General features: G+C 60.7%; 21 protein-coding genes and 1 pseudogene. 6 read left to right on the plus strand and 16 right to left on the minus strand.

Features of this window, described 5'->3' with window-relative positions; genetic code table 11:
* Positions 1 to 44: 44 nt before the first annotated feature.
* From ACVIJ6_RS17970 to ACVIJ6_RS17980, 3 genes are all read left to right on the plus strand, one after another.
* On the plus strand, positions 45 to 1,676 hold the full coding sequence (locus ACVIJ6_RS17970; RefSeq protein ID WP_456773767.1) for a DUF3300 domain-containing protein: 1,632 nt from the start codon (positions 45 to 47) through the stop codon (positions 1,674 to 1,676).
* Complete coding sequence (locus ACVIJ6_RS17975; RefSeq protein ID WP_456773768.1) at positions 1,673 to 2,587, plus strand: DUF2950 domain-containing protein; 915 nt, start codon at positions 1,673 to 1,675, stop codon at positions 2,585 to 2,587. Before ACVIJ6_RS17970 ends, ACVIJ6_RS17975 begins: the two co-directional genes overlap by 4 nt.
* A gap of 261 nt (positions 2,588 to 2,848) precedes the next feature.
* Complete coding sequence (locus ACVIJ6_RS17980) at positions 2,849 to 3,127, plus strand: hypothetical protein (protein ID WP_456773769.1); 279 nt, start codon at positions 2,849 to 2,851, stop codon at positions 3,125 to 3,127.
* Between the two features lie 553 nt (positions 3,128 to 3,680).
* Here the strand turns inward: ACVIJ6_RS17980 and ACVIJ6_RS17985 are convergent.
* The 5 genes and pseudogenes from ACVIJ6_RS17985 to ACVIJ6_RS18005 all read right to left on the minus strand — a co-directional run bounded on the left by ACVIJ6_RS17985 (position 3,681) and on the right by ACVIJ6_RS18005 (position 6,212).
* Positions 3,681 to 4,751, minus strand: coding sequence for an IS3 family transposase (locus tag ACVIJ6_RS17985; RefSeq protein WP_456773770.1), 1,071 nt, complete (start codon positions 4,749 to 4,751; stop codon positions 3,681 to 3,683).
* A pseudogene (locus tag ACVIJ6_RS17990) lies at positions 4,718 to 4,870 on the minus strand (transposase); the annotation flags it as partial. The gene ACVIJ6_RS17985 and the pseudogene ACVIJ6_RS17990, both read right to left, overlap by 34 nt.
* Positions 4,871 to 5,190: 320 nt before the next feature.
* Positions 5,191 to 5,424 carry a hypothetical protein gene (locus ACVIJ6_RS17995; RefSeq protein ID WP_456773771.1) on the minus strand — a complete coding sequence of 78 codons (234 nt, stop codon included), beginning with the start codon at positions 5,422 to 5,424 and terminating at the stop codon, positions 5,191 to 5,193.
* 1 nt (position 5,425) lies between these two features.
* Positions 5,426 to 5,995 carry a hypothetical protein gene (locus tag ACVIJ6_RS18000; RefSeq protein ID WP_456773772.1) on the minus strand — a complete coding sequence of 190 codons (570 nt, stop codon included), beginning with the start codon at positions 5,993 to 5,995 and terminating at the stop codon, positions 5,426 to 5,428.
* A gap of 82 nt (positions 5,996 to 6,077) precedes the next feature.
* Positions 6,078 to 6,212 (minus strand): hypothetical protein, encoded by a 135-nt coding sequence (locus ACVIJ6_RS18005; RefSeq protein WP_456773773.1) that lies wholly within the window; start codon positions 6,210 to 6,212, stop codon positions 6,078 to 6,080.
* 89 nt (positions 6,213 to 6,301) lie between these two features.
* On the opposite strand from ACVIJ6_RS18005, the gene ACVIJ6_RS18010 reads away from it, so the two are divergent.
* Positions 6,302 to 6,916 (plus strand): hypothetical protein, encoded by a 615-nt coding sequence (locus ACVIJ6_RS18010; protein WP_456773774.1) that lies wholly within the window; start codon positions 6,302 to 6,304, stop codon positions 6,914 to 6,916.
* A gap of 59 nt (positions 6,917 to 6,975) precedes the next feature.
* Here ACVIJ6_RS18010 and ACVIJ6_RS18015 read toward each other — a convergent pair whose 3' ends face one another.
* The 7 genes from ACVIJ6_RS18015 to ACVIJ6_RS18045 all read right to left on the minus strand — a co-directional run bounded on the left by ACVIJ6_RS18015 (position 6,976) and on the right by ACVIJ6_RS18045 (position 13,376).
* The gene (locus tag ACVIJ6_RS18015; RefSeq protein ID WP_456777018.1) at positions 6,976 to 8,115 is read right to left on the minus strand and encodes a tyrosine-type recombinase/integrase; all 1,140 of its coding nucleotides are present in this window, start codon (positions 8,113 to 8,115) and stop codon (positions 6,976 to 6,978) included.
* Positions 8,022 to 8,393 (minus strand): helix-turn-helix domain-containing protein, encoded by a 372-nt coding sequence (locus ACVIJ6_RS18020; RefSeq protein WP_456773775.1) that lies wholly within the window; start codon positions 8,391 to 8,393, stop codon positions 8,022 to 8,024. The genes ACVIJ6_RS18015 and ACVIJ6_RS18020 overlap by 94 nt, the downstream gene beginning before the upstream one ends.
* A gap of 294 nt (positions 8,394 to 8,687) precedes the next feature.
* Positions 8,688 to 11,219, minus strand: a complete 2,532-nt coding sequence (locus ACVIJ6_RS18025) for a phage tail tape measure protein (RefSeq protein WP_456773776.1) — start codon at positions 11,217 to 11,219, stop codon at positions 8,688 to 8,690.
* A 5-nt stretch (positions 11,220 to 11,224) separates the two neighbouring features.
* A complete protein-coding gene (locus ACVIJ6_RS18030) occupies positions 11,225 to 11,479 on the minus strand; it encodes a hypothetical protein (RefSeq protein WP_456773777.1) in 255 nt (84 codons plus the stop codon).
* A 5-nt stretch (positions 11,480 to 11,484) separates the two neighbouring features.
* Positions 11,485 to 12,327: a hypothetical protein gene (locus ACVIJ6_RS18035; protein WP_456773778.1), complete on the minus strand. Its 843-nt coding sequence runs from the start codon at positions 12,325 to 12,327 to the stop codon at positions 11,485 to 11,487.
* Between the two features lie 4 nt (positions 12,328 to 12,331).
* On the minus strand, positions 12,332 to 12,532 hold the full coding sequence (locus ACVIJ6_RS18040; RefSeq protein WP_456773779.1) for a hypothetical protein: 201 nt from the start codon (positions 12,530 to 12,532) through the stop codon (positions 12,332 to 12,334).
* Between the two features lie 289 nt (positions 12,533 to 12,821).
* Complete coding sequence (locus ACVIJ6_RS18045) at positions 12,822 to 13,376, minus strand: hypothetical protein (RefSeq protein WP_456773780.1); 555 nt, start codon at positions 13,374 to 13,376, stop codon at positions 12,822 to 12,824.
* A 529-nt stretch (positions 13,377 to 13,905) separates the two neighbouring features.
* Here ACVIJ6_RS18045 and ACVIJ6_RS18050 point away from each other — a divergent pair.
* Positions 13,906 to 18,900, plus strand: a complete 4,995-nt coding sequence (locus ACVIJ6_RS18050; RefSeq protein WP_456773781.1) for a hypothetical protein — start codon at positions 13,906 to 13,908, stop codon at positions 18,898 to 18,900.
* Between the two features lie 472 nt (positions 18,901 to 19,372).
* Positions 19,373 to 19,960, plus strand: coding sequence for a hypothetical protein (locus tag ACVIJ6_RS18055; protein ID WP_456773782.1), 588 nt, complete (start codon positions 19,373 to 19,375; stop codon positions 19,958 to 19,960).
* A gap of 149 nt (positions 19,961 to 20,109) precedes the next feature.
* Here the strand turns inward: ACVIJ6_RS18055 and ACVIJ6_RS18060 are convergent, their stop codons facing one another.
* The 4 genes from ACVIJ6_RS18060 to ACVIJ6_RS18075 all read right to left on the minus strand — a co-directional run bounded on the left by ACVIJ6_RS18060 (position 20,110) and on the right by ACVIJ6_RS18075 (position 24,651).
* A complete protein-coding gene (locus tag ACVIJ6_RS18060; protein ID WP_456773783.1) occupies positions 20,110 to 20,679 on the minus strand; it encodes a transposase in 570 nt (189 codons plus the stop codon).
* Between the two features lies 1 nt (position 20,680).
* Complete coding sequence (locus ACVIJ6_RS18065) at positions 20,681 to 20,827, minus strand: hypothetical protein (RefSeq protein ID WP_456773784.1); 147 nt, start codon at positions 20,825 to 20,827, stop codon at positions 20,681 to 20,683.
* Positions 20,828 to 21,028: 201 nt separating this feature from the next.
* Positions 21,029 to 21,217, minus strand: coding sequence for a hypothetical protein (locus ACVIJ6_RS18070; RefSeq protein WP_456773785.1), 189 nt, complete (start codon positions 21,215 to 21,217; stop codon positions 21,029 to 21,031).
* An 11-nt stretch (positions 21,218 to 21,228) separates the two neighbouring features.
* Entirely contained in the window at positions 21,229 to 24,651 is a 3,423-nt protein-coding gene (locus tag ACVIJ6_RS18075) for a bifunctional DNA primase/polymerase (protein WP_456773786.1), read from the minus strand.
* Between the last annotated feature and the right edge of the window lie 82 nt (positions 24,652 to 24,733).

Genomic DNA, 24,733 nt, shown 5'->3' on the forward strand with positions numbered 1-24,733 from the left:
TGCCGAACCGATGCTTGCAATCGCCATCGTCGATGGAGGATGCAATGGTTCGTCGTGGAAAGACCCTGATCGTGCTTGCGCTGACGATGGCCGTTCCCAGTGCGGGTATGGCACAGACGGGCGCCGCGCCGACGCCACCAGTTGAAGCGGCGTCACCAGCGAGCCAGACAGTTCCAGCGGCGGAATTGCTGAAGCCCGAGCAGCTCGAGGCGCTGGTGGCGCCGATCGCTCTTTATCCCGATGATCTCCTTGCCAATGTCCTGGCAGCCTCTTCCTATCCGCTCGAAGTGGTGCAGGCCGATCGCTGGCTGAAACAGCACAAGGCCTTGAAGAAGGATGCGCTCAGGACAGAGGTCGACAAGCAGCCCTGGGATGACAGCGTCAAGGCGCTGGCAAGCACCGCCGATGTTCTCGCCATGATGAGCGACAAGGTCGAATGGACCAAGAACCTTGGTGATACGTTTCTCGCGCAGCAGCCGGACCTGATGGATGCGATTCAGCGCCTGCGCGTCAAGGCCTATGACAACAAGAAGCTGGCGACGACGAAGCAGCAGAAGGTCAGTTTGCAGACGCAGCAGGACAAGCAGGTGGTCGTCATTCAATCGGCCGATCCGGAAGCCATCTATGTACCCTATTACGATCCGGCGACGGTCTATGGCAGCTGGCCATATGAAGCCTATCCTCCGTATGGCTTCGGCTACCCGTCCTACATCGGTGCTGGCGCCGTTGCTGCCGGCCTGGCGTTCGGAACCGCCTGGGCGATTGGACGCTGGGGCAATTATTGGGGAGGCGGTGTCAATTGGGGCAACCGCAATCTCTACGTCAATCATCGCGCTGTCGCAGGCAACGCCGGCTGGCAGCATAATCCGGCGCACCGCCAGGGCGTCCGCTACAGCAATTCGAACGTGTCGCAACGGTTCGGCAATAGCAGCCTCAAGGCGGGCGCTAACGACCGGATGGATTTCCGCGGTCGCGACGGGCAACAGGTCTTGAAGCCCGGGGAGGGGGCAGGTCGCTCCGCTGGAAGTCGCGGCGATGCCGTCGGCGATCGTGCGGGAGACCGTCGCGACGTCGCCAGTCCTGGCGACCGTGGCAAGAGTGGCGGCGACCGCGCCAAGAGCGCGAAGGGTGGAGGTGAGCGCGCCAAGGGCGGAGGCGATCGGGCCAAAGGGGGCGGCGACCGAGCGAAGGCCGTCAGTCAGGGCGGCGGAGGTGGACGCAATCGCGGCGGAGCCATGGACGTATCGTCTGCCCGGTCGGCGGCTGCGGCGTCTGCCCGCGGACGCCAGAGCATGGCGAGTGTCGGGCGTGGTGGCGGTGGTGGTGCGGCCTTTGCTGGCCGGGGCGGCGGCGGCTTTTCCGGAGGAGGAGGAGGCGGCTTCCGTGGCGGCGGAGGCGGTGGCGGCCGCCGCTCGGACATCGCGCTGAAGCGTGACATTGTCGTGCTCGGCCGTCTCGGCAACGGCATCGGCTACTACCGCTTCAGCTACATCGGCAACCCCAAGGCCTATGTCGGCGTCATGGCGCAGGACGTGATGAACGTGGTGCCGGACGCCGTCACACGCGGACGCGATGGTTATCTGCGCGTCGACTACGAGAAGCTTGGCATCAAGTTCCAGACGTACGACGCGTGGCTTGCTGCCGGCGCGAGGATCCCCGCGGAGGTGTCGCCATGATCAGATTTGTTCCGGGTCCGCGTGCGGCACTGCTCGGGGTCATGGCTCTCGTGGTGATGAGCCAAGCGGCGCTCGCTCAAAAGGCCTATCCCTCGCCGGAGGAGGCTGCGGCGGCGCTCGCCGCGGCGGCCAATCGCGGTCCGAATGACATTCTAAAGGTGCTCGGCAGGGCCGCTGACGATCTTGTCTCGTCAGGCGACGAGGTCGCCGATGCAGAACTCCGCAAGCGCTTCACGTCAGTCTATGACGTCCGTCATGCGGTGAAAGTCGAGGGCAACAAGACGGCCACGCTGTTGCTCGGGGCGGACGAGTTTCCGTTTCCAATTCCGCTGGTCAATACCAAGGCAGGCTGGGAGTTCGACGCGGCCAAAGGACGCACCGAGGTGCTCTATCGGCGGATCGGTCGCAACGAACTCGACGCGATCCAGACCTGCCTTGCGTTTGTCGATGCGGAGAACGAGTACGCGGACAAGGACCGCGGTCAGGGGGCGGGTGTCTATGCGCAGCGTATCTCGTCGACGCCCGGCAAGAAGGATGGCTTGTTCTGGAGAGATGACAGCGATCCGAGTCCGCTCGGGGCGTTGGCGGCGCAGGCCGCTGCCGAAGGCTACAAGGCGAACGACAAGCCAATGCCTTATCACGGCTATTATTTCCGTATCCTCAAGGGACAGGGCTCCGACGCGCCTGGCGGCGCGCTCAATTACCTCGTCTGGGGCAAGATGATTGGCGGTTTTGCACTGATCGCCTGGCCTGCGGAGTACGGAAACTCCGGTGTCATGACGTTCCAGGTCAATCATGCCGGCATCGTCTACCAAAAGGATCTCGGCGAGCGAACCGAATACATTGCCCAGCGGACCACCTTGTTCAACCCCGACCAGACCTGGAAGAAGGTCAATGCGGAGAAGCCGTAACTGCCGCGGCGCTGCGCGGGGCGCATTCGCCGCTCGTTTGTTCACTTCGGTGTTGGGTAGCGCCGTCCGCAGGTTGCGTGGACCGACAGCTCCGTGGAGGGCGGCTTCGCCTTCATCGGAGCTGTCAACGGCGTCATCTGGGCAACGACAAGCGCGTCACGGTCGTTCTGCGTGGAGCAGCGGGCGTGGAGGTCGCCGCCAAATTTAGCCAGATCACGAGATCCTTGAAGTGAAAGGGCGCCTGAGGGCTCATCGAGAACCATGGGATGTTTCAGTCGTCGTACTGTCCCGCTGCTGGCGCTCGCAACGCTGTGCGGAACGCAAAGCGCAATGGCAATTCCGCTGACGCCATTTCGCTACGAGGCGCAGGCACAGCGTCATTGTCCGGACGACGAAGTCGTGTGGCTCGACTTCCGGCGCGGGCGCTATTATGCGCAGGGGCAGAAGCGATATGGTGAGGGCACGACCGGGAGTTATGTCTGCCGCAAGGAGGCCAAGGCAAGCGGCTTTCGCCGCTCGTTGCTCGGCCTCAGATGGTAGCGAGTCCAGCCGCTCGACAGCGGCTTCGAACAGAGATGCGGAAGGTTAGGCTTCGGCTCGCGGAGGATACGGCACGTTCAGCTCCTGCAAAACCTGGCTATGTCGCTTCCGGTCACACCAAATTCTTCGGCTCGCCGGATCAGCGGTTTGTCCCAGACTATCTGATAAAGTTCTTCCCGAGTGACTCGACGCGCTTGCAGGGGCATCGGGCTATTTCATTGCTGTTCCAACGTGGTCGTGGCGGCCAACCGGCCACAAGCTCTGTGTGTCGCCCAGGAAGACGCCTAGACACACTCGATGTGAAAATCCGACGAACTTCATCCGAGCCCAGCGCCCCCAATCGCTCACTTCAGCATCTTGTCGAGCCAATCCGGTCGTTCGTGCAGCAGGTGCGCTCTCGTGACCTGAGGTTGACGAAAATGACGCCGATCGCTGGAAATTATTGTGTGCCCAGATTGGGCCCCGGCGAAGTTGGGGCATGTCGCCAGGGACTCGGTAGAATAATGTGGGGAATTATCTAGCAGAATGGTGGGCGTGAGCTTGCCCCCAAGTTTTATCCAGGTCTGAGTTCGTTCGGGCGGTTGGATGTGCCCATTCGGGCGGTGGTAGCGGCGGGAGCTGGCACGGAGCTCTCGACATAGCGCAGCGTCAGATCCCGACGCGGATTGAAGGTTGCGGCGAACTCGGACGGCGTTTTCCACCCGAGCTGCGAGTGCGGTCGTTCATCATTGTAGTCGGTCCGCCAGCATTGGAGCGCGACGCGGGCCTGGGCGAGCGAGGTGAAGAGCGTCTCGTTCAGCAGTTCATCCCGCAGGCGGCCGTTGAAGCTCTCGATGAAGGCGTTCTGCATGGGTTTGCCTGGCGCGATGTAGTGCCAGGCGACACGGCTCTGATCGGTCCATCTCAGGATGGCATTGCTGGTGAGCTCGCTGCCGTTGTCGCTCACCACCATCCTGGGCTTGCCGCGCTCGGCGACCAGCCGGTCCAGCTCCCGAGCGACCCGGGCGCCCGAGAGTGAGGTGTCGGCCACCAGCGCCAGGCACTCGCGAGTGCAGTCGTCGACCACGGTCAGGATGCGGAAGCGCCGGCCATCGGTCATCTGATCCGACACGAAGTCGAGCGACCAGCGATCATTCAGGAGCAGCGGCGCCGTCATCGGCGCTCGTGTCCCGAGGGCGCGCTTGCGGCCACCTCTGCGGCGCACCGTGAGCCGCTCCTCCCGGTACAGTCGGAACAGCTTCTTGTGATTGACCAGGTAGCCCTCTCGCTTGAGCAGGACGTGCAGGCGACGATAGCCGAAGCGGCGGCGCTCGTGGGCGATCGCCCTCATGCGCTGCCGCAGCCCGGCATCATCGACCCGGCTCGTCTGATATCTGACCGTCATGCGGCAGCAGCCGATGGCTTTACACGCCCGCCGTTCGCTCATCCCATGAACGCCCACGAGATGTGCGACAGCTTTCCGCTTCGCCGCGGGCGTCACCACTTCTTTCCCAGGAGATCCTTCAGCGCGGCATTGTCCAGCATGGCGTCTGCCAGCAGCCGCTTCAGCCGCGTGTTCTCGTCCTCCAGCGTCTTCAGCCGCTTGGCCTCCGAGACGTCCATTCCACCAAACTTGGCCTTCCATTTGTAAATGCTGGCGTCGCTCACGCCATGCTTGCGGCACAGATCGGCGACCGGAACGCCAGCCTCGTGCTCCTTCAAAATCCCGATGATCTGCTCTTCCGTAAAGCGGCTGCGCTTCATGCTCTGGTCCTCGTTGCGGGCCAGAACGAACTTCAAACTGGATTATGCCTGAGGGGCAAGGTCAGGCGCACAAGGGATCGAACCTTGGACCTCTCCCGTGTGAAGGCTGCGGGTCTATTTTTTCACCCAGAAATATCAATGTCTTATGGCGGCGTTATGCACGATGCACGGCCTATGCACGGCCATTCCTGTGTGTGACACACAACGAGCATGTGAACGAACTACGGGCGGCTTGAGGAAGCTTGAGCACCTGCACGGGTGAACAGGCAATAAAAAAGGCCCGCAACGCGGGCCTCTTTCAATTCAAACGTGCGCTAGTTTCACGCAGCCATAGGCGACTCGTCCATGTCGCATTCGTCTTCGAGGCCGTCAGAATCCGCCACAAGCGCGAGTTCCTTCGAGGCATCCCATTCCAGCCACTCTTCCTTAGAAATCTGGTCAACTAGATTGGCGGCGGCCGGGACTTCCTTGATGCGAGCCATGGCATCTTGGATAGCCTTGGTCATCAAGTCAGTCGTTTCGACTGACAGCGCCCCTTGCTCAAGATTTGCCATGTCACAACTCCTTCGCCAGATAGCTGGCTCTTGCCTTCGCTAGTTTATATTCCGAGTACCCGTATCGTCCGTACTTTGCCGGGTCAACCGCATCCTTTACCAGAACGCGCTCAGACCCAAGCAGTTTCGCATACTCTTCGGCGCACGCCAATATCGGAAGCAGAATGCCTCCCTTAAAGTAGGTTGGCGCGAATGATCTTTCTACCCAGTTAACGACCAAGTGAGTTTTACCGTTCGAGGGCTGGCCAAGGGCCAATCCTTGCAAAACTCGTGTTCCACCAATGGTTTGCCATATAGCCAAGTCAAAGTAGGATGGTCTGTGAGCAAACTTATAGTAAAGCCGTTCCCAGCTCACTTGGAACCCGTTGTGGGTCTCCGGACCATAGAACTTCGGCCACTCTGTCCGGGCGAAAGCGACCGCGTCCATATCGATGGAGCAGAGCGTCAGGGCATCCCAATTTTCTCGGGCGCCATAAGCTTTTATCTTGTTATTCAATGACTTAACAACAAGGCCCCTGGAATGATTTTTTAAAGCGTAATAATACGTGTGGTGATACTCGTTTATTACCATAAGTTGAGTTCCAAATGCATCCCGAAGTCGATTCGAAGCAGTTTACCACCTGTAATCGGACTCGACCAGAGTTCCGCCATAATTAGGCCACACGCGCCGCTGCCCCCGCCTCGAAGGCGGCTATGCCCGCTTCGCGCTCGGCCTTCTTCAAAGTCTTCGCCCGGCGGCCGACCAGCTTCACCGGCTCCGTCTTCACCCGGCGCGGCAAAGCCGTCATCCTGCTCTGCGCGAGCCAAGCCGAAGAAGAAAGCCGTGGTCTGATCAATCGCACGGCACGTGCGCGCCAATCACCGCACCGGAGTGAAAATGGAAGCGCCAAAACCGAGCGATATTCAAAACGTCTTCGCCCTCAACAAACCGCAGCATATGCTGTCAAAGCTGTTGTGGGAGATCGACCGTCTTTCAACATCACTTTCGGTCTGGACGAAGCGTACTGAGTTTCCAGAACCACTGTTCATCGTATGGAATGCTGCGGTTACCGCTTGGCACATCACCGACTGGCTTTGGCAATCGAGCCCGGAGATGCGGGTGATACTGGCTCGGCGTTATCAGCTCAATTTTACCGAAGGCAGCAAAACCGCTCTTCGAAAGGGTCTGGAAGACTTTCAGGAAGCAGTCGCAAGGGACTGCCGATTTTTGTACGTGTGCCGAGAGATTGCAAACGGCTCAAAGCATATGCGCAAGAACAGCGTCGATCCCGACGTAACGGCTTTGGCGGAATGGCTTCCTGTCATCGAACCGGCTGGGCATGTGAAGGTCGGCGACTTCATTGTAAGCCTTACGATCGTTGACGGCGACCATCGGCAGGATGCGACCCGATGGTTCATCCAGGCTTTCGGCTATTGGGAGGAGCTATTCACGAAGGAAAAGCTCGTGGCCGTCGCCTCGCGATTGCCTGACAAGCATATATCGAAACCGTAGGGCCTATCGGTCACCGCCAGACCGTAAATCAACGGGCTCAAAGCGCAGGAATGGGCTGGTTAAGCTACTCGGCGCGCCTGCCAGTCTTCATAGGCGCGCATCCCGGCCTCGCGCTCGATCTTCTTCAGCGTCTTTGCTCGGCGGCTGACCAGCTTCACCGGCTCGCGCATCCAATCCTGGTCGAGCCATTCTTGAATGGTCGGCAGCTTGTTGATGGCCTCGATCAGTGGATCCTGCGGGACGTGTGTGTAATGTCGACTCATGTCGTCGGCTGCGTGGCCGAGAATCTGATCTTTTTTGTGCGGGTGGACGCCCTCAATCACTAGCTGCGTTGAGACGGTGTGCCGGGCGGTGTACGGCGCTACGTCGAAGATATGGGTCCGCAGCCGGGCGGCGGCGATCCCCTTCTTCATCTGCCCGCCGTTATCGTCGTAGACCGTGAAGGGCTCATTCTCCCAAGTCCGAACCAGCCGCCCCGGTCGGTTCTCGACCATGTCGGTCAGCATCGGGACAAGCGCCTCATGCATCGGGACGCCGCGCGGCTCGCCGATCTTGGACTTCGGCAGCGTGATCCAGCGGTTCGGCACATTGACCTGCGACGTGTCCATGGTGAACAGTTCGATCGGCCGCATGCCACTGTAGAACAGGATCGTGAAGACTGTTGCGTTCGCGACACCCAGGCCCTTAATGAACTCCCAGGCGATCCCGTAGGGCACTGGATAGGAGCCGACGCGCTTCGGCCCGAAGCTCACGACGTTCGTCCCCTTCGGTTTCTTCGGCCTGATCCAGCGCTTCGGCTGTGCCCACTCCATCCGCTCGGCATGGGACCAAATCGCGATGAAGGGTGTCCATAGCTGGCGGTTGAGTGTGTCGGGCCGGACGTTCGGATAGAGCGTCTTGCCGATCTCGTTCATCTGCGCTTGCGTGATGTTCTTCAGCGGCACGCCCATAAGGTGCGACATGAGGCCGGACCATTTTCCGGTCTCTTCATCGAAGGTGCCAAGGAAGCGCGGCGACCCGCCGTTCTCCAAATAGGACTCCGCCGCCTGATCGAACGTCACCACGGCCTTCTTACCGTGGACCTGTTCGTCGAGCAGTTCCTTCTCTAGTTTGACGCGGAGACCTTCGGCCGCCGCTTTGTTAGTAGTTTTTGTAGATTGCCTGATTTCGTTGCCTTGGGCGTCCGTCCCCCGGATGATCCAACTGTGGTGATCCTCCCGCCGCCACAAATAGAGTCGCATGATGACCTCATTCCATTGAAGATAGTGACGATGTCAGCTTCGATGAACCGATAGTCGCGGCCCACGCGCGCGGCGTTCGGCAGATGCCTCGCGACCAAGGTGTAGAGCGTCTTGCGCGAGACGCGCAGGCGAGCCATCACGTCCGCGGTCGTGAGGACCGTGTCCATGGGCACGTTGTCGTTGGCGTGCTTCAAAGGCCGGGCAGCTGTGAAAGAGTTAGCAAACGTTTGATCCATGGGCGATAAGCTAGCTCGGCATACATTAAACTCAAGCCATTTTGGGCATCGCTGATACAGGCGGATATTTTTGATGCCGCGATTTTATGCCGCTATTCCGGCTACGACCGAAGATTAACCGGCTGTTCTGGCGGGTTACCGGAAGGCAGGCGACCAACCGAGTGGCAGTGTCGCTGACGAACGCGCGATTCGCCCCATCCGGGGTACGTGACGCAATCAACGCATGATGGAAGCGGCGCAAGCGGTCACCCCGCAGTTTTTCAGCCGGCTTCGCGTCCATCCCTGATCTGGCCCTCAGTCACTCAGGAGACCGCGTTGCTCGCTTTCAAGCTGGCGCATGAGCACGGCGAATCGGTTGTCAATCTGATTGGCCACGGCGCGGGGATCGTCGGCTCCATTGATCGTCCAGTGATTCTGAATGGTAACAGGTCCTCGGGTCGTCGTACTCTCGCTTGAAGTGGCGACAGCCGCAGCGCCGTCAGAAGTCAGGCTGCGCAGCTTGTCATTCGACTCGATGCGGCCGGACATGCCGGGGACGAAAAGCTCGGGGCCGTTCTCGCCGACAAGGTACGGCTTGCCGAAGCTCACGGGGCCGCCCATGGCGCGGGCGCCAGCGATGGGCGCCGGGGCCGCGCCCCCAGCCGGCGCGCTATCGCCGCTGCTAAAGATGCCCTTGATGGCGCTGCCCAGGCTGATCGCCTTGTCGATGGCCGTGCCAAAGAAGCCAATCAGGCTTTGGATCGCCGAGACGACCTTTTGTACGCCCGCCGCAGCGACGCCGCCGACCGTCTCGCCCCACTCACGCCACTTCGCGCCGGTCGCGTCGAGCGGACCGAGCAACTGAGACAGCCAGTTGTAGACGGTGCCAAGGCCATCGGCGAGCGCCTTCACGGCGGGGCCAGCCGGGCCAAGGCCCGCTATGAACCCCGCTCCGAACCCGGCGAAGAACTCTTTGATGCCCGCCCAATTGTTGTAGACCCACACGCCCAGCGCCGTCAGCGCGACGACCAACGCCGTGATGATCAGACCGACGGGGTTGGCAACCAGCGCCCACATGGCGAGGCCGATGGCCCGCAGCGCCATCAGCGGAAAGAGCAGGATCGAACGCCCCAGGGCCAGCAGAGAGCCGCCGAGAGCCGTCAGCGTCGCCGCTGCCCCGAGAGCGGTCAGCATTCGGAAGCCTAGCGCCATCGCCGCCAGACGGCCTACAGCGACTGCCCCGACGCCTGCGGTCACACCGGCGAGCGAAACGAGGCCACGCGCAACCAAGCCAATGGGAGTGAGCAAGGCGGTCAGCGCGAACGCACCGACACGGCCGACGGCGCCGAGCGCAAATGCCAGCGGACCGGCTGCTGCCGCAGCCGCCGCAAGACCGATGCCCAGCCGCAGCACGGTAGGGTTCGCCCGCGCGATAGACTTGAGCCCTTCGGATAAGCTCTTGAAGACGGTGGAGATCTCCGGCAGCACCGCTTGGATCAGAGTGTTGCTGAGCGATTGCCAGGAGGCATCAAGCTCGCGGACCGCTCTCGACAAGCCCTGATTCGCGATATCGAACGTCTTCGCGCTATAGCCGGGGGCGTTAGTATTGATGTCTTTGAGGATGCCTTCGAGATTAGCCTTCAGAAGGGAGAGCATGCGAACCGACTGCCGCCCCTCGAAGATGCGGGCGAGGTCGCCTTGCGTCGCGCCTTTCTTTTTCAGGTCGATCAGGAGCTTCGTGAGGTCCACCTTGCTGCCGGCCATCGTGAAAGCGGCGTCCACCGCTTGCAGCACGGACTCGCGGTCCTTTGCCGCTTCCGATCCGAACCTCGCAACGACCGCGTCATAGATTGCCTTGCGCTGCTTCTCAGTGTTTCCATCGTTGTTGGCCAGCGCCGCGTCCATGTCCTTCTCACTACCGGCCATGTCGAAGCCGTTGGCGCTCAGCCCGGCCGTGACACCGGCGCCGCTTCGCATGCCCCCGGATACATAGTCGCCGTAGTCGAGACCAAGGCGTGCCATCGCTGCTCGGCCTTCCTTCGTCGGCTTGAGCAGCCGCACATATGCCGAGCGAAGCGCAACGCCAGCTTCCGGGCCCAGTTGACCGGCCTTATTCAAGGCGATGATCAGCGCGTTGGTGGACTCAATCGACTCGCCTGCGGCCGATGCGGAGCTTCCGACGAATTTATAAGCCTCCATCATATCTTTCATGGAAGCGCTGGTTGCGTTCGCGCCATAGGCCAGATTGTCCGCGATGCGGCGGCTACTGGCCGACGCATCCTCAACGGTCCTCATGCTCAGCCCGTATTGCGTCACGATCTTGCTCACAGCACCGGCAACTTCGGCGGCCGGCATGTCGCCGACAATGGAGCCTTCGAGGATCGAAGCAATCGATCCCTTGGCGCTCGGCACTGAGAAGCCGGCCTTCAGCATCTCATTGAAGGCCTTCAAGGTGTTCGTCGCGCTCCCATACCTTGCCGCGATCGTGTCGGCAAATTTCTCGATTTCGAGACGTTCGGAATGCGAGACGCCACCAAGAGCTTCGGTGAAGTTACCAGCCCTGTCGCGCTCAAGAGCGCTCCGGATCATGCCGATGGCAGCGAAGCCCGTGGGCGCGGTGACGCCCATGGTAAGGTTGCGACCTTTGCTCTGGACCCGCTCCAACTTTTTCGCCGTCGCATTGATATGCTTTTGCGCGGCGACGAACGGCGCTGAGACGGTTTGCCCGATCTTTGCGACCGTCGCGGCCAAGCTGTTGACTTGCGCCTTCGTGGCATTGACGGCAGCGCCGAGGCTCGGATTGACCTTACCGCCGATATTGACGAATACGGAAAATTCTTGGGCCACGTTTCTTACCTAAACGAGCGCGTAGCTTCGTCGAGCAGCGCAACGACCAAATCCCCAGCGCGTTGCGCGTCGGCCGGTTCGAGGTGCCGAATGACTTTTCTCGGAACAGCGTACACCTTCGCCAGTGAGCGGATGACCTGCTCGGGCGAGTTGGTTCTGAAGCTCGTAATAGCGTTGAATGACGCTACCGCAAGCTTGTCGTGGCGCTCCCCGTCGATTTCGATGGGGACGTTCAGCATGATCTCTGCCGGCGCGGGCATGTGATTTACCCTCGCGGCCAAATGTGGTCTTCACCTGAGAACGCGGGCGGAAGCCGCACCGATGACAGCGGTGCTTCGCTCTGGCCGGGGCGGAAGGACACGCGCTCAGTAACCACCTCGCGATCTTCAAGCGTGGGGATGATGGTAAGCACGCGACCATAGTAGTCGTGCTGGACTGCCGAAACCGGGATTGCCTTGCCGTCACGGCCGACGTCCGCCTGCCGAACTACTTCGTGCGGGTCCTCGTACTGAAACTTGGCTTTGTCCGTATCGCGCGGGGAACCGGGGTAACGATAGACCCAGCACTTCCGCACCGCGCGTCGCTCGCCGGCCGGGCGGTCGGGACTCCTTCGGTGGATTTCGTCGTATCCCGCGACATTCTCGGCGACGGGACTGGATCGCAGTGCGGCGTTCACGGCCGTCGTTTCGATGTCGAGCGCTTCGAGCCTCGCGATCACCTCCGCAACCCGAGCGGCGTGGACGGCGTAGTCCGCGAGCAGCTTGGCGGCTTCCTTAGTGTTCGCCTTCCGCGCGGCTTCTGCACGCTGGCGCAATGCGTCGGCGGCGGCGGCCTTTGCGTCGGCTTCCTCAGCCGCGATCACGTTCGGAAGCTCGGCGGCCAGATGATTGGCGCGCGCTTCAAGTCGCATGATTGCACGCTTGATCGCTGCGGCGTCGGCCTCAGCTTGCGCGTGCTGGCTATCATTCATGACGGCAATGCCGGCAAGCACGCCCTCAAGTTTGGCACTATGTGCAGTGATTTCAGATTCAGCCCGTTCGATCTCGGCGCGGATCGTTGCGGAAGTGATAGCAGTCTTAGGGGCGAAGAGCTTGGCGATCATATTCATTGGATTAGCCTCGATAATTCTGAAGAGCGTCGGTCGCGCGGAGCCATTCCGAGTAGGCGCGCGCCTCAAGATTGCAGGTGCCGAAGACATCGGCGCCCATGCCGAGCGCGGCCATCTTGCGCGCGTAAGTATGACGCTCCTTTGCGGCGGCGTAGGTCGCCGTCGCGTCTTGGACGGCGCGCATAAGTTCCTCGCGGCGGGTCATGCGACATCTCCACCGCTTGCGAGCCACACTTGAAGCTGATCGGCCGGATAAGCAGGTCGGTCACCGATCAACAGAAACGGGGGGCCATCGCCACGTTTGGCCAGGTTGCGGAGGGTCTTCGCGCATCGGCCGATCTGCTTTGCGGCCTGAGTGCGGCTAAGGAAAACTTTGGACATGACATCCCATCTGAAAAGCTGGCCGGCGCATCTGGCGACCAAACGCGCCGGCCTCGGTTTCACCCATTACTTGGTGAGGAGGAGAACCAAGCAACGGGATCAATATGGGAAGATCAGAGGCGTTCGTCGGGACCGTTTTGGTATCCCTTAAGCCGCTTTACGGCGGCGCTTCTGGTTGTCGTTGGCGGGACGCCAGCGAGCCGCGATTCATGCTCGGCCAGAATGGTGGCGCGCTCGTCCGCTCGCATGCGGAGAAGCTTCTGCTCGACGCAGATGTCGATCAGAGCAGCCCAGGTCTGCGGGATATTCATTCGCATCTTGAGGGCGAGCGCGGTGAGTTCGCCCGCTAGTGCGGGCGGGAGCGCTTCGAGTGCGGCGACGGGGACAAGGCCGAATCCGAGCGTTGCCAGGGCCGCTTCAATGCTCTCCAGGCCGGGGCGGTTCTTCTTTCTCCACGCCTTCAGCGTAGCCCTGCGCACGCCGCTGCGCTCTTCCAGCGAGTCGTAAGTCACTCGCCGGCGGGCCATCTCGGCGAAGACGAGTCTCGCGAACGGCCCGACACGCTCGGGTATCGAAACGGTGCGCGGGTTTTTGCGTCTTTTCCGGTCGGGCGATGAAATTGGCACAGCACGGAAATCGGGCGGATACAGCGGAGCAGTAGCGGGCATTCGGTTATCCTGAAGGCGATTGAACTGCCTTTAGGGTGGGATAATGGGCTATTCCGCTACAGCCCAATCCAGTAGCCGCTGCGCATGCCCTTGGTTTGGAGGCAGAAGCCCATTCGAGAACAGAAAGCCACGTTTGAAATTTTATATCTAGCCAGATTGGGCGGTCGCGCGTCACCCGCATGGGGGAGACCCCTGGAAGGACCCAAAGCTCACTAAATTGCATGCCTTAACTGGTCAGGTGAGCAGGCTCTCTCGTTGTCGCACCGCCTCCAGAGATTGCTGACGACGCGAAACGAATCGTCCCGAGCGTTGCCTCTCAGTCGGAGCAGTGCGAGCCAAGGGTGCCGATCCATTGACAGACGGTCAGCCGGCTCTCACATTCAACCTATGGCAGAGGCAGAGGAAAAGGATGGCGCGCGAGGGTCCAGCCCAGCCTCCCGCGGCGGCGCTGGAGTATACATCGAGGGCGAGCTCGGTGCCTACTGCCTACTATCTCTTGGCGATGTTGGCCGGCACAGAAGCTCGCGGAATGCCTGGTGCGACGGTAACCGGCGTGCGCTTCCAAGGTGTCGATCAGGGCTTCGCAATGGATGACCTGATCCTTGAAGGAGCTGGGTCGGCCGGCGACGCGCTGTTGGAAATTCAGTCCAAGCGGGATATCACCTTCTCCCCAAAAGATGCGACATTCGCAGAAGTGGTGGCGCAGGTCGCTCGCAGCCGAGCGAGGAACGTGCCGGAGGACAGGCATCTGCTGGCCGTCGCGACGCAACGACAGAGCAAGTCTATCACAGGCCCCTATCAGGACGTTCTGATCTGGGCACGCGCGGCAGAAAGCAGCAGCGATTTCTTTGAGAGAATTGAGGCCAAGGGCATCGGAAGCGATCCGATGCGCACTTTCGTCGCAACGTTTAAGGCAAACCTTCTCGCCGCGGGCGTAGCCGATGATGACGATGTCATCTGGAGGTTGATCCGGCGCTTCGCGATCCTCGTATTCGACTTCGAGTCGACGGCGCCCCTTGCGCGCCTCCATGCTCTGGCGTTGGCGAGACAGGTGCTCGCGGATGAGGATGTCTCGCGCTCGGAGAGCCTTTGGAGCGACCTCATTGAGATTTCGATCGCCATCGGCAAAGTTGGCGGTTCGATCATCCGAGAGGACCTGCGCTTAAAGCTTGTGGAGCGCGGCTACCGTCTTGCCGGAGATCGAGACTATCGATCGGCACGCGCGCGGTTGGCGGATTTGGCTAGGATGACGCTCGCCGGCATTGGAACAACAGTGGGGGGAATCAGCCTTTCCCGTCATCAAGCGGTCGCAGGTGTAAACGAGGCATTCGATGGGCATAGATTCGTACAATTGCGCGGAGGACCAGGCGTTGGCAAATCTGGCGTCCTGAGGCTGGTAGCTGAGCGTTTCGGGCGAGAGGGCCAACTGATCGTTCTCGATCCAGTCTCGACTCCAACTGGAGGATGGCTCGGGTTTGCACAGGCGTTAGGCGTCCCCGGCTTAGCAAGAGCTTTCTTCAACGACTTGGCCGCCAGTGGTGGTAGCCTGATCGTCATCGACAGCGTGGAGATGTTCGCCGATCTTGGTCGGCAACGTACCGTTAACGAGCTTCTGCGCGATGCCGCAGTCATTCCAGGCTTCCTAGTCCTCACAACTACACGCGCAAGTGACGATGTCGGTGCGGGGGACTGGGTGGCCGACGATGTGATTGAATCGTTCGGCGGGGTTCATTCCGTTGCTGTCGGCGAGCTAACCGACGAAGAGGTGAAAGCTCTGACAGAGAAAGCACCCGAACTGCGGTCAATCCTCGCGCCGGGACATCCAGCTGGCAATATCGCACGCAACCTCTATAGGCTATCGCGACTTCTCAAAGCACCGGCGTCCGGCGACATCCGGACGGAGGCAGAGCTTGCGAGTCATTGGTGGTCGACCGCAGATAACTCGGCCAGCGTATCCGTAAGGGCTGGCCAGCGCATTATCGCCAATCTCGCGGAGATCAGCTTAGCCGGCGGATCTCTCATGGAGTTAACTGAGGATTCTGCTGCTCGCTCGCATCTCACCAGATCGCTGACGCTTACCGAAGTCCGTCGCGATCAATTTGGATTCTATCATGATGTCCTGCGAGATTGGGCGATTGGACATCTTATCCACGAGGATCACGCAAAGCTTTCGCGGGTGGATCTTACCGTGCCGGCCTCGCCGCGAGTCGCGCGTGGTATTGAGTTTGCCGCGCGTTTTGCTCTAGAGACGTCGAGCGACGGCGCCCAATGGCTAAACCTGCTCGACAGATTGTCTCCGGCGGGAGCGCATAGCTCTTGGCGGAGGCACGGACTACTCGCGATAGTTCGCTCCGAAGTTGCCAAAGACCTCCTGGATACGGTCAGCAAAGAGTTGCTCAGGCGCGGTGGCGGGCTCTTCGTTGAACTCGTCACGGCGATCGGTGCCGTGGAGACTATATCGACAGCCGAGTTCTATGCCTCGATGCAGGTTGTGACCGACAATCCCCTCCCAAAGTCGCTTCGCACAAATACGACCGGATCGGGTTACAGGCTGCTTCATTGGGTGTTGACCCACGCGAATAACATACCGATCCAGGCGATCGATGCCGTCGTCAATCTTGTCAAGATTCAGATGCAGTTGCTCTTGGCGGTGCCGCGGCTGGCATCGCCAACCGCGACCATGCTGTTCAAATGGCTGCGTCAACTCGACGTGCGGAGTGCGAAAGTCACGATGCCGACCGATCCGACCGCTGGACGATTTGACGGCGACGTTCGAGGTCGAATGGTTGAAGATCTCCGAACTATGGCACTTCTGTTGTCCGTGCATTCGCCGGACCAAGCCAAAGCCTACCTCCACGAAATCGACCCGGAGCGTGACACTTACAAAGTTAAGGCGGTACGGCAGTTCAGTACAACGTTAGTCTCGGCTGCTCCGGCTGAATTGGCCGATCTGATAGTCAATAGCCTCATCGAAAGGCGAGGCCGTAAGTCTCGTTATGGGGCAGCAGGTGATCGGGCCTTCAGCTATGCCGACAGCGACTACCTGCCGCCTTCGCCGGCTCAGCCGCCGTTCTTGAATCTCCTGCTCGCGTCGCCCGAGCACGGACTCGCGCTGGTGCGGCGCCTCGTGAGCGCAGCGGTAGAATCTCACAGTGACGCGAGAGAAGCCGGCAGGAACGGGTTCACGGTTGTATTCGATGACGGTCCGCGTTTCTTTCCCTGGACTCAAACCTATTTTTGGTCCCGTGACCAAGCGCGCGAGTATTCGGCAGCCTCTGGCCTCAAGGCACTTGAGGCGTGGGGGCATCGTCGTCTCGACTCAGGAGAGCCAGTTGAAGCGGTTCTCTCGGACGTTCTCGGCCCTGTTGGTAGTTGCGCGGCGTACCTACTAGTTGCCGTAGATGTTTTGCTATCCCATTTCCCGGCGACGCGGTCGGCCTTGGTGCCCTTCCTCGCCTGCCCCGAGCTTCTCGCCATCGAACGGCAGCGCCGGGCCCTTGATGGAATAGGTCGGGGGAGCTTCGTGATAGGCGACGAGCCCTCTGGGACTGTGACGCTTGCGGACTTGCAGGCCAAGCCGTCGCGCAATGCCTCGCTTGAGGACGTGCTGCAATACTTCCTCTCCGCTGATACCGAGGCGCATAAGTTGAGAGATCGTTTACGTGCTGCAGTCGAACTGCTTGAGCCGTATGATGAACATGCTGATTTCGCTACCCCGGAGTTCATGGGGCGCTACGCGCAGAACGTTCTGAATATCGAGAATTGGGAGAAGATTGAAGGAGGCCATATTTATCGATCGCCACCGGCTGAAGCCGCGCACCTTGAGAGGCTCAATGCCCGCCGAATGCGCCTAGTGCGTGAACGCGAGATGGAAGCACGCATTTCGCTCGCTGTCGATGGCACGGAGCATGCGACGCCAGAGACGGCGCGGGACGCCGTCGAGCATGCCAGCGGCATGCTGCCGGACGGTAGTGATACTGACTCATTGAAATCTCGATCGACCCGATTAATCGCAACCGCGCTTCTTGTCGCTCGTGATGGTGCCGATGACCTTCTTGATGCACATGAGGTATGGGTGCGGGAAGTCATTAGACTGGCGCTAGCGGAGGAAGTTGACCGCTATTCCGGCTCCCGCGAGAACCTGCGATATAACGGTCCGGCGCTCGGGACCCTCGCACTCCTCAATCTCTGGCGCAGGCGAAATCTAAAAGCAGATCGCGACGCGTTGGTTTTGATTGCCGCGCGCAGAGATGGGGCTGCCGTGCCGGCATTTGCCGCAGCAGTTTCCATGATTGTGGGCAAGGACGCCAGACTACTCAAGGCAGCAATGCGCGCGGGATTGACTGGACGCGTTTGGCGTTGGCATCCCTACGATGAGGACGATACCGTGCAGAAGCGCTTCGAGGAGGAGCGCGACGCAACCACAAGGGCAGCTGTAGCTGCCGAGATCGATTGGCTTGATGATGGGGTGGAGCCGGCGTGGCCGGCTTTTCCAGACGAGAAGCCGATCTTAAAAAACTTGTATCGGATTCGAGCTCCGGGAGAAACGGAGCGAGAGCTCGACGAGGGCTCTGCCGAGGAAGGAGCCGAAGGCGGCGCAGAGATTCATCTCGAAAGCCAGTCAGCGGCGAATTGGCTTCGGCTCATCAACGAGCCGGCCGCTAAGAGCCTGGGGTGGGCTACCGAGATCGTTACGGCCTACTCGGGCTGGAGCAGTGGGATAAACGGCTTAGGGCTGCCCGCGAACGCCGAGGTGGATCATTTGCCGAGCGAATGGAACGCAGTGTTTTATGCGCTATTTGCTGAGGCGTTGCTGGATGGGGACCTGCATTACTTTGATGAGCTTATGAGGCAGGTCACGAATCTCCCGGACAAGTCTTTCTGCCATGTGGCTGAGACACTCCTGCATGCCGCCGATGTCCTCTACTTCAACCAGCCATCGCGAGCGCCAAAAGTGCCTGTGGAGTTGCGCACGCGGATAGCGACCCGAGCGATGTCGTTGAGGCGTTGGCAGTACAACTATGCGCCCGGGGACCTATCGATCGACTATGATACGGGAGGCCTCGTCGCGAAAGTCCTCCTTAATACACATGATCCGTTCCAGGGTACGCACAGCTATCTCGTACCGGCGGTCGCCGATAGGCTGGACCCATTACTTGATCCGATACGTCGACTCTTGCCGGGAGGGCCGACGAGCTTCGTAGCCTTGTGCACGATGAACATGTTGATGGTCGCGCCACGGGCAAGGCACTTGAATTTTTTACTCGCGGCCGTCGAGGCATGGTTTGAGCGAATGCCGTCCGATACCGGTCTCTGGAGTACTTTGGGAATCGGTCGGAAGGTGGTCGGGTGGTTTGAGGCCGCCATGGTTGAGGACCCAGCCCTCTTGGGACCTGCCCATCCACAAAGGGCCCGTATAGACCGCGTTTTTGGCCAACTGGTCGCAGTGGGAATCGCAGAAGCCCACGAGCTTGAAAAGCAGGTTGAGGGCGTTGCGGCAAGTATCCCAGAGGGCGGCCCTTAAGTGCGCCCATCAGCACGAAAGGTTGCGATGTTTGCTAGGCGCCGCTTTCACCTTCATCAGCAGTTATAAGCAACAACTTGTGTTTAGGAAGGTTGAGGGGGCGCGCGTCATCCGCTTGGGGGGTCCCAGAACCTACGTGGGGGTGATCCAGCGTCCCCGCGCCGCCGATCACGGGCTCAACGTCTATGCGCGCCCATTTGGGTTTGCTAATGCCGAACGGGAAAGAGAATGCGCGAGGGCGGATATGACGTGGTTCCACTACACTACTGCGACAGGGTTGAAAGGGACAATCGAGAGCAAGTCGATATGGGCTACGGACCACCGTTAGCTGGCGGCAATCGATGCTTTGCAGGGCACGGTGGGCATGCGAACAACAATCCGCAAGTCAGTCATCCCTTTCATTGCCGACTAATGACGCTGGGGCAGCCGTTGAGTCATTTGGCAATCATGCCAACCGCAATGGGCATTCCACATGGAACAGGATGATGATCTCGTGTCAAAAAGGACAGACTTGAAAGCACTGTCGAACCTTGCTCCAGATAGCACCTACCATACAGAACTCAATAAGGAGATGAGTGCGACGGGGAATGACCGTGGGTATTGCTTGCTCGTGTCGTCGCTTCTTGAGAATGCGATCGATAAGGTCCTGACAGTCCAGATTTCGCATTTGTCGTCGAAGGAGCGTGAAACGTTTTTCGATAGCCATGGGCCAGCCGGCGCTTTCTCACGGAAGATTGCACTGCTTCATGCGTTTAAGATCGTCGGCAAGGTCACTCGGAGAAACCTCGATATCATTCGGGATATCAGGAATGCCTTTGCGCACGGCAAAGTCCCCCTGACCTTCGAAACACCTGAAGTGAAAGCGCTGTGTGATGAGCTAAGGCTCATCGATCCGAGAAACCCAACGAACATAATCCAAGACAATCATCAAGGTCCGGGACCTCGGAATCGATTTCACGATGTTCTGGCCACCGTTATGATCTTGTTGGACATTTATGTCGGAGATGATCCTAAGCGCTTGGCTGACCTTGGCCTTAAGCCGGGCCAACCACTCATCTAGCCGTAGCTGAGACTGTCGGCTTGGGGTATCGGGGTTTTCGCTGCGCCAAGCCGCTCCTGGACCACACTCGACAGCCGACGCTTCGAGGCATCGAGCCAGGCAGTTACGGGCCGATCCATCGCTGCGAGCAGGTCGCCTTGACGGGTTGATCAGCTATTCGCCGGACCTTGCTCGTCTGCCCCTCTGACATTGCGTTCGATTTCGCGAATGCGCTTGGTGAGCAGGCCGGAAATCTCTGCATCGGTGGGATTGCGGCTCCCATCGATCCAGCCCAGCGCTGCATAGTTCGGCTCAAACTTGCCATCCGTGGCCCGCCTTTGGGCGACACACTCGGTCAGCCAAAGAAGCTGCTCGGCGAAGAGTTCGATGACCTCTTTTTCGGTCGGGCGACGCTTCGTCGCCTTAATCTCGAAGCTGACCGTCTCGAAGAGCGCTTCTCGAACCCAACCCGGCAGTTCATGTTCGCCGAAGGTCGCTTCACGGGCCTCCTCAATCCATCTAGACACGCTGTTGGCGGTCGCCCCTGATTGCTCTGCGAGATCAGAAATCGAGTCTCCGAAGCAGTAGCTCACTACTATGAGAAGCTTGGATAACGCGGGCCACCCTTTCGGATGCTCTTGCGTGAAGTTGAAGCCACAGGCCGTGCAGCGGTATCGCTGAGTACCGCGAACGACTCCGTTTTTCGTGGTCTCTTGGCTACGGCATTTGCTGCAACGCATGTCAGAGACCTCCGGGAAAAGGCCAGTTCAACTTCCACACCACGATTGCCATCAGGATGATCAAGGCCAAGATCGCCAAAGGCCCTTCGGCGACCCCTTCGATCTGATCGCCGATCCGCACCAACAGTCGGTCCTTACGCTTGGGCATCAACTACCTCCTTCGCCTCAGTCAGCATTGGCAGTTTGAGTACCCTGAATCGGCCCCCCCCTCCGAGGCCCTGCGCGGGGGACTCGATTTGGTTTCACTTAAAGATAGATGGTTGGTCCGGCCTTCGGGCGCGTCAGGCGGCTTCGATGCACGTGAGCGTGCCCTCTAGAACTTGCCAGCGGGCGACAGATAAGGTCGAGGTCACGCCCTGATCAGCTTCGCGAATACCATGCCGGCCCCGAACAGAGCTGCGCCAATGACCATCCCACCCAGAGGGAACAGCCAGAGCGTCCGAGCATCCTTTGCGACTAGGGCGTCCTGTTCGGCTGCGAATTGGCGGGTCTCTTCCTGCGCCCGGTCGATGCGGGCAATCCGCTCTTGGAGGTCCATGGTCGAAGACCCTACGTGTTCTGTTGGAGGTCGTCAAAGAACGCCGCGATCGATTCCAGTGCCGGTGGAAGTGCGTTTACGAACTCCAAGCGACCTGCCGTCTCCCGACCGATCTTGGCGAAGGTGGCGCGAGACGGCATCCGCTCAACCTCAAGGCCGGCCAGCGGCCCCAACCGGTCCTCCAACCACCCGCGGAGGGCGGGGATGCCGCCCGGCAAGACACCAGGGAGATAGAAGCCGGTGTAACGCTTCTGGCCCGGACCTGCCTTCTGGTAGGTGAACTTGCGGACGGGGGAGGAGTCGGTGGAATCTCTAATAAGAGACTCTATAGAGAAACCACCGACTCCTCTGGCGCTCCATTCTTTGATGCCGAACGTCGACCCGGCGTCCCGGCTGTTCTTAAGAATCACGCCTTCCGCCGCCATGTCGGCAGTCGCTCCAGGGGCCACCCCATCCCACCGCGTCACTTCATGAACGGTGACCGGCAGCGGCACGTCGCACACAATATCGAGCCAGCACGGTTCGGAGCGCCGGTGGGGGCGCAATCGACCAACCGCCTGAAGCAGTTCGCCCACGGTGATCCGCCAGCGCAGCGCCTCCGCAATCGGCTCAGGGTGGCGATCAATCGTAGTCGCGACGATGGAGCCGTCAGCAAGCTGGATACTGCCTAGATGTTTATCGAAGAAGTGACCTTCGCCACCGGATACCGGACGCCCAGCGAAGACCGACGCCAAGGCTTCAACGGCGGACCGCCTGGGGGCGGGACGCCCGATCACGATCAGCCCGGCAACGTCTTGCATGTCGTTCATGCCGGCGAGTGCCCCAAAGTGCCGAGCGATTACGTTGGCCGGAAGCTGCCCGGCGATCTGGTCAAGCACGCCCTTGTAGGTGACGACACCGATCTGGGAGGGCGCGGCCAAGGCAGCCCGGAGCCGAACGAACCGGACAACGTCCAGCACGTTGCGCGGCTTGGGCGCCTCCCATAAGCCTAGCTTCGACATGCTGACCGGGGCGCCGATGATCTGCCGCACCCGAACGTGATCCGGCCACTTGGCGGCAACAACCGGCTGTTCGGTCACCACCGGCGGAAGGTCGGGGGCTTGGATTTCACCAAGCGCAATCGCAATCAGCGAAGCCGGCGGCGCGGTGGCGTCGAGAACCAGCGTCGGCGCATCGCGCCATGAAGGATGCACCGTCCGCAGCGGCGTCACAGACACCTTGCCGTCCTCGACCGTAATGCGCCCCGATTGCGATCGGCCGCCAATGGTGGACTCGATCTTCCATTCCTCAAGAAAGATCGCGATCTCCCGCCAAAGCGTCCCGGCGTCCCGCGCAAGCTTGTTCCGGGCCGCATGGCGATAGGCGGCGGTCTTGAGTTCGCTTTCCCGCATGTCGGGGCGCAAGATCGTGGAAGTGACGCGGCGTTGCTCTAGCCAACCGACCGCGTTGGCGACTTCGGCGTCAATCCCGTGGTCGATCAGCGCGGCGCGGGTCAACGGGCCGTCGCCGTTCGCCTTGATCGCGGCGGCAAGGCGGTGGCGCAATCGCTCAACCGCGTCGTGGTCTTCGTCGCTACAGCCTTCGATCTTTGATCCGAGCAGCGCCGCGACATCGACCTTCACCGGATCGCCGATTGCGCCGTCAATGAACGATTCGTCGATCACGACCGCGTCGGGCGGGAAAATGAAGTCCGGTCGCTTCGTGTACAGCAAAGCCGCCGGAACAACCCATACGGACGGACGCGCCTCGCGCTGGCGTTCCATGCCGCACGCCTTCGCAAGCGGGCACCGGATAATCTCGTTGTCGATCCGGCGCTCGCACACGGAGTCCCGGATGCTGACGCCAAGGTCACGCGCGGCTTTATGGGCCGGGATGTTGCGGCACATGAGATGCTCGGGCGCGAGCGGGTCGGGGCGTTCATAGCCGCGATAGACTTCGGCCTTGACACAATCCGGTGCGAAGTCCGCCGCGATCTGTTCCGCAAGATCGTGGCGCGGCACGACATAGGCGATACGACGGCCGAGCCTAGCTTGCTTCGCGGCACCCTCCCGCGCGGCGTGGGTTTTACCGATACCCGCTTCCGACCGCACCGCCGTGACCGGATGCACCGGCAGGATCAGCGGCGGTTTGAGTGCCGCCTGATTCCGAACAGCGATGCCGTTCAAAATGGCGTTGGCAAGCTCGGGACCGGTTAGCGTCTGAAGACGCGCGGTTGCCTCGTCAAGGGGGACACGCTGGTCTGGATAGCTCGGCACCACCGCCGATGCCGACGTGCCATTGCGCAAATGGATTAGCGGCACGTCAGGGAGGCCGAGCTTGTCGCGGAGCCAGTCGCGCGCCTCGCCGTAACTGATCTCGCGCGCCTTGGCGACTACCCTGATCGGCGTGAAGGTCTCCATGCTGCCGAAGTCCTGAATGCCGCTCGGATGAAACGACAGGTTCGGATTGCGCTTCGACATCTCGCGGCCCGAGCCGGACGGACGCCAAGGTGCGACCACCCGGTACGTCGGCCCGCGCCAGCGCCCCCCCGGCAAAAGCGCAGGAGCCCAGGTGGCCAAGTTCGAGAGCGCCACCGTATTCACATCGTCATGCCACAGCATGTCGTCGGCCGTCGCGCTCCGCGCGGGCCGCTCAATAGCCTCGCCACGTCGTTCCGGGTGCTCGTGAGCGTCCCAGCCGTAGGCGCGAAGGATATCCTCCATCGCCGTGACGTGCTTGCGCGTGAGCGCAGGAAGATCAGCAAGGGGGGTATCGAGCAGCGTCCGTTCGGTGGCCCACCCGTAAGGACGGCCCGTGTCAGGATGGCAGCTAGGCGGTAGGACCGATTGCTTTCCATCGCGCAGAAAGTCGAGCAAGCCGCGCCTGTCGGCGGTGCGGTAGTTCTTCGACGGCAACGGCTCGGCGGCACGCATGAACGCGGTCAACCCCTTGCGCCCCCTTTTGGCGACCATGACCGGCGGGAGCACGGCGAGGATCGGATCAATCAGGGCATCGTCGTCGATATCGATCGCGACAATGCCGCTAAAGCCGGTGGCGATGCCAATCCCAGCATCCGGCCAGTTTGACCAATGCGCGATGATCTTGGGATGCGCTTGCCGTTCGCAGAGCGCATCCCTCTCGCTCGCCTTTCGTGCCTCGATCTCGGCTTCGAGCCGCTCCGATAGCGGCAGGTAAACCTTACCGCCCTGGGGTGCTCGCTTCATGGCGAGGGCAAGCCGGTCCAGGCAGCGTTCGAGCAGATCGATTGTGATCGGCTCATCGGCAGAAATCTTGCGGAAGGGGCGGGTGCGACGGGCACGGACAGGGCCGCGAAGCGCCTTTACACAAAGGTCGATGTCGCTCGGACCCAGGGTCGATTCCTCTCGGCCTTCAAGGTGGTCTGCGAGCGCGAGAGCATGTTCGGGGGAGCCAATCTCGAAATCGTTGATGTTCAAGGTGATGCTTCTTTCTCGATCTGACGCGAAGGCGCGCGTCGGCGCATTCGCTGGCTGCCTTGCCAGCGGATTCGGTGTTCGG

Source organism: Bradyrhizobium sp. USDA 4369 (assembly GCF_054056435.1).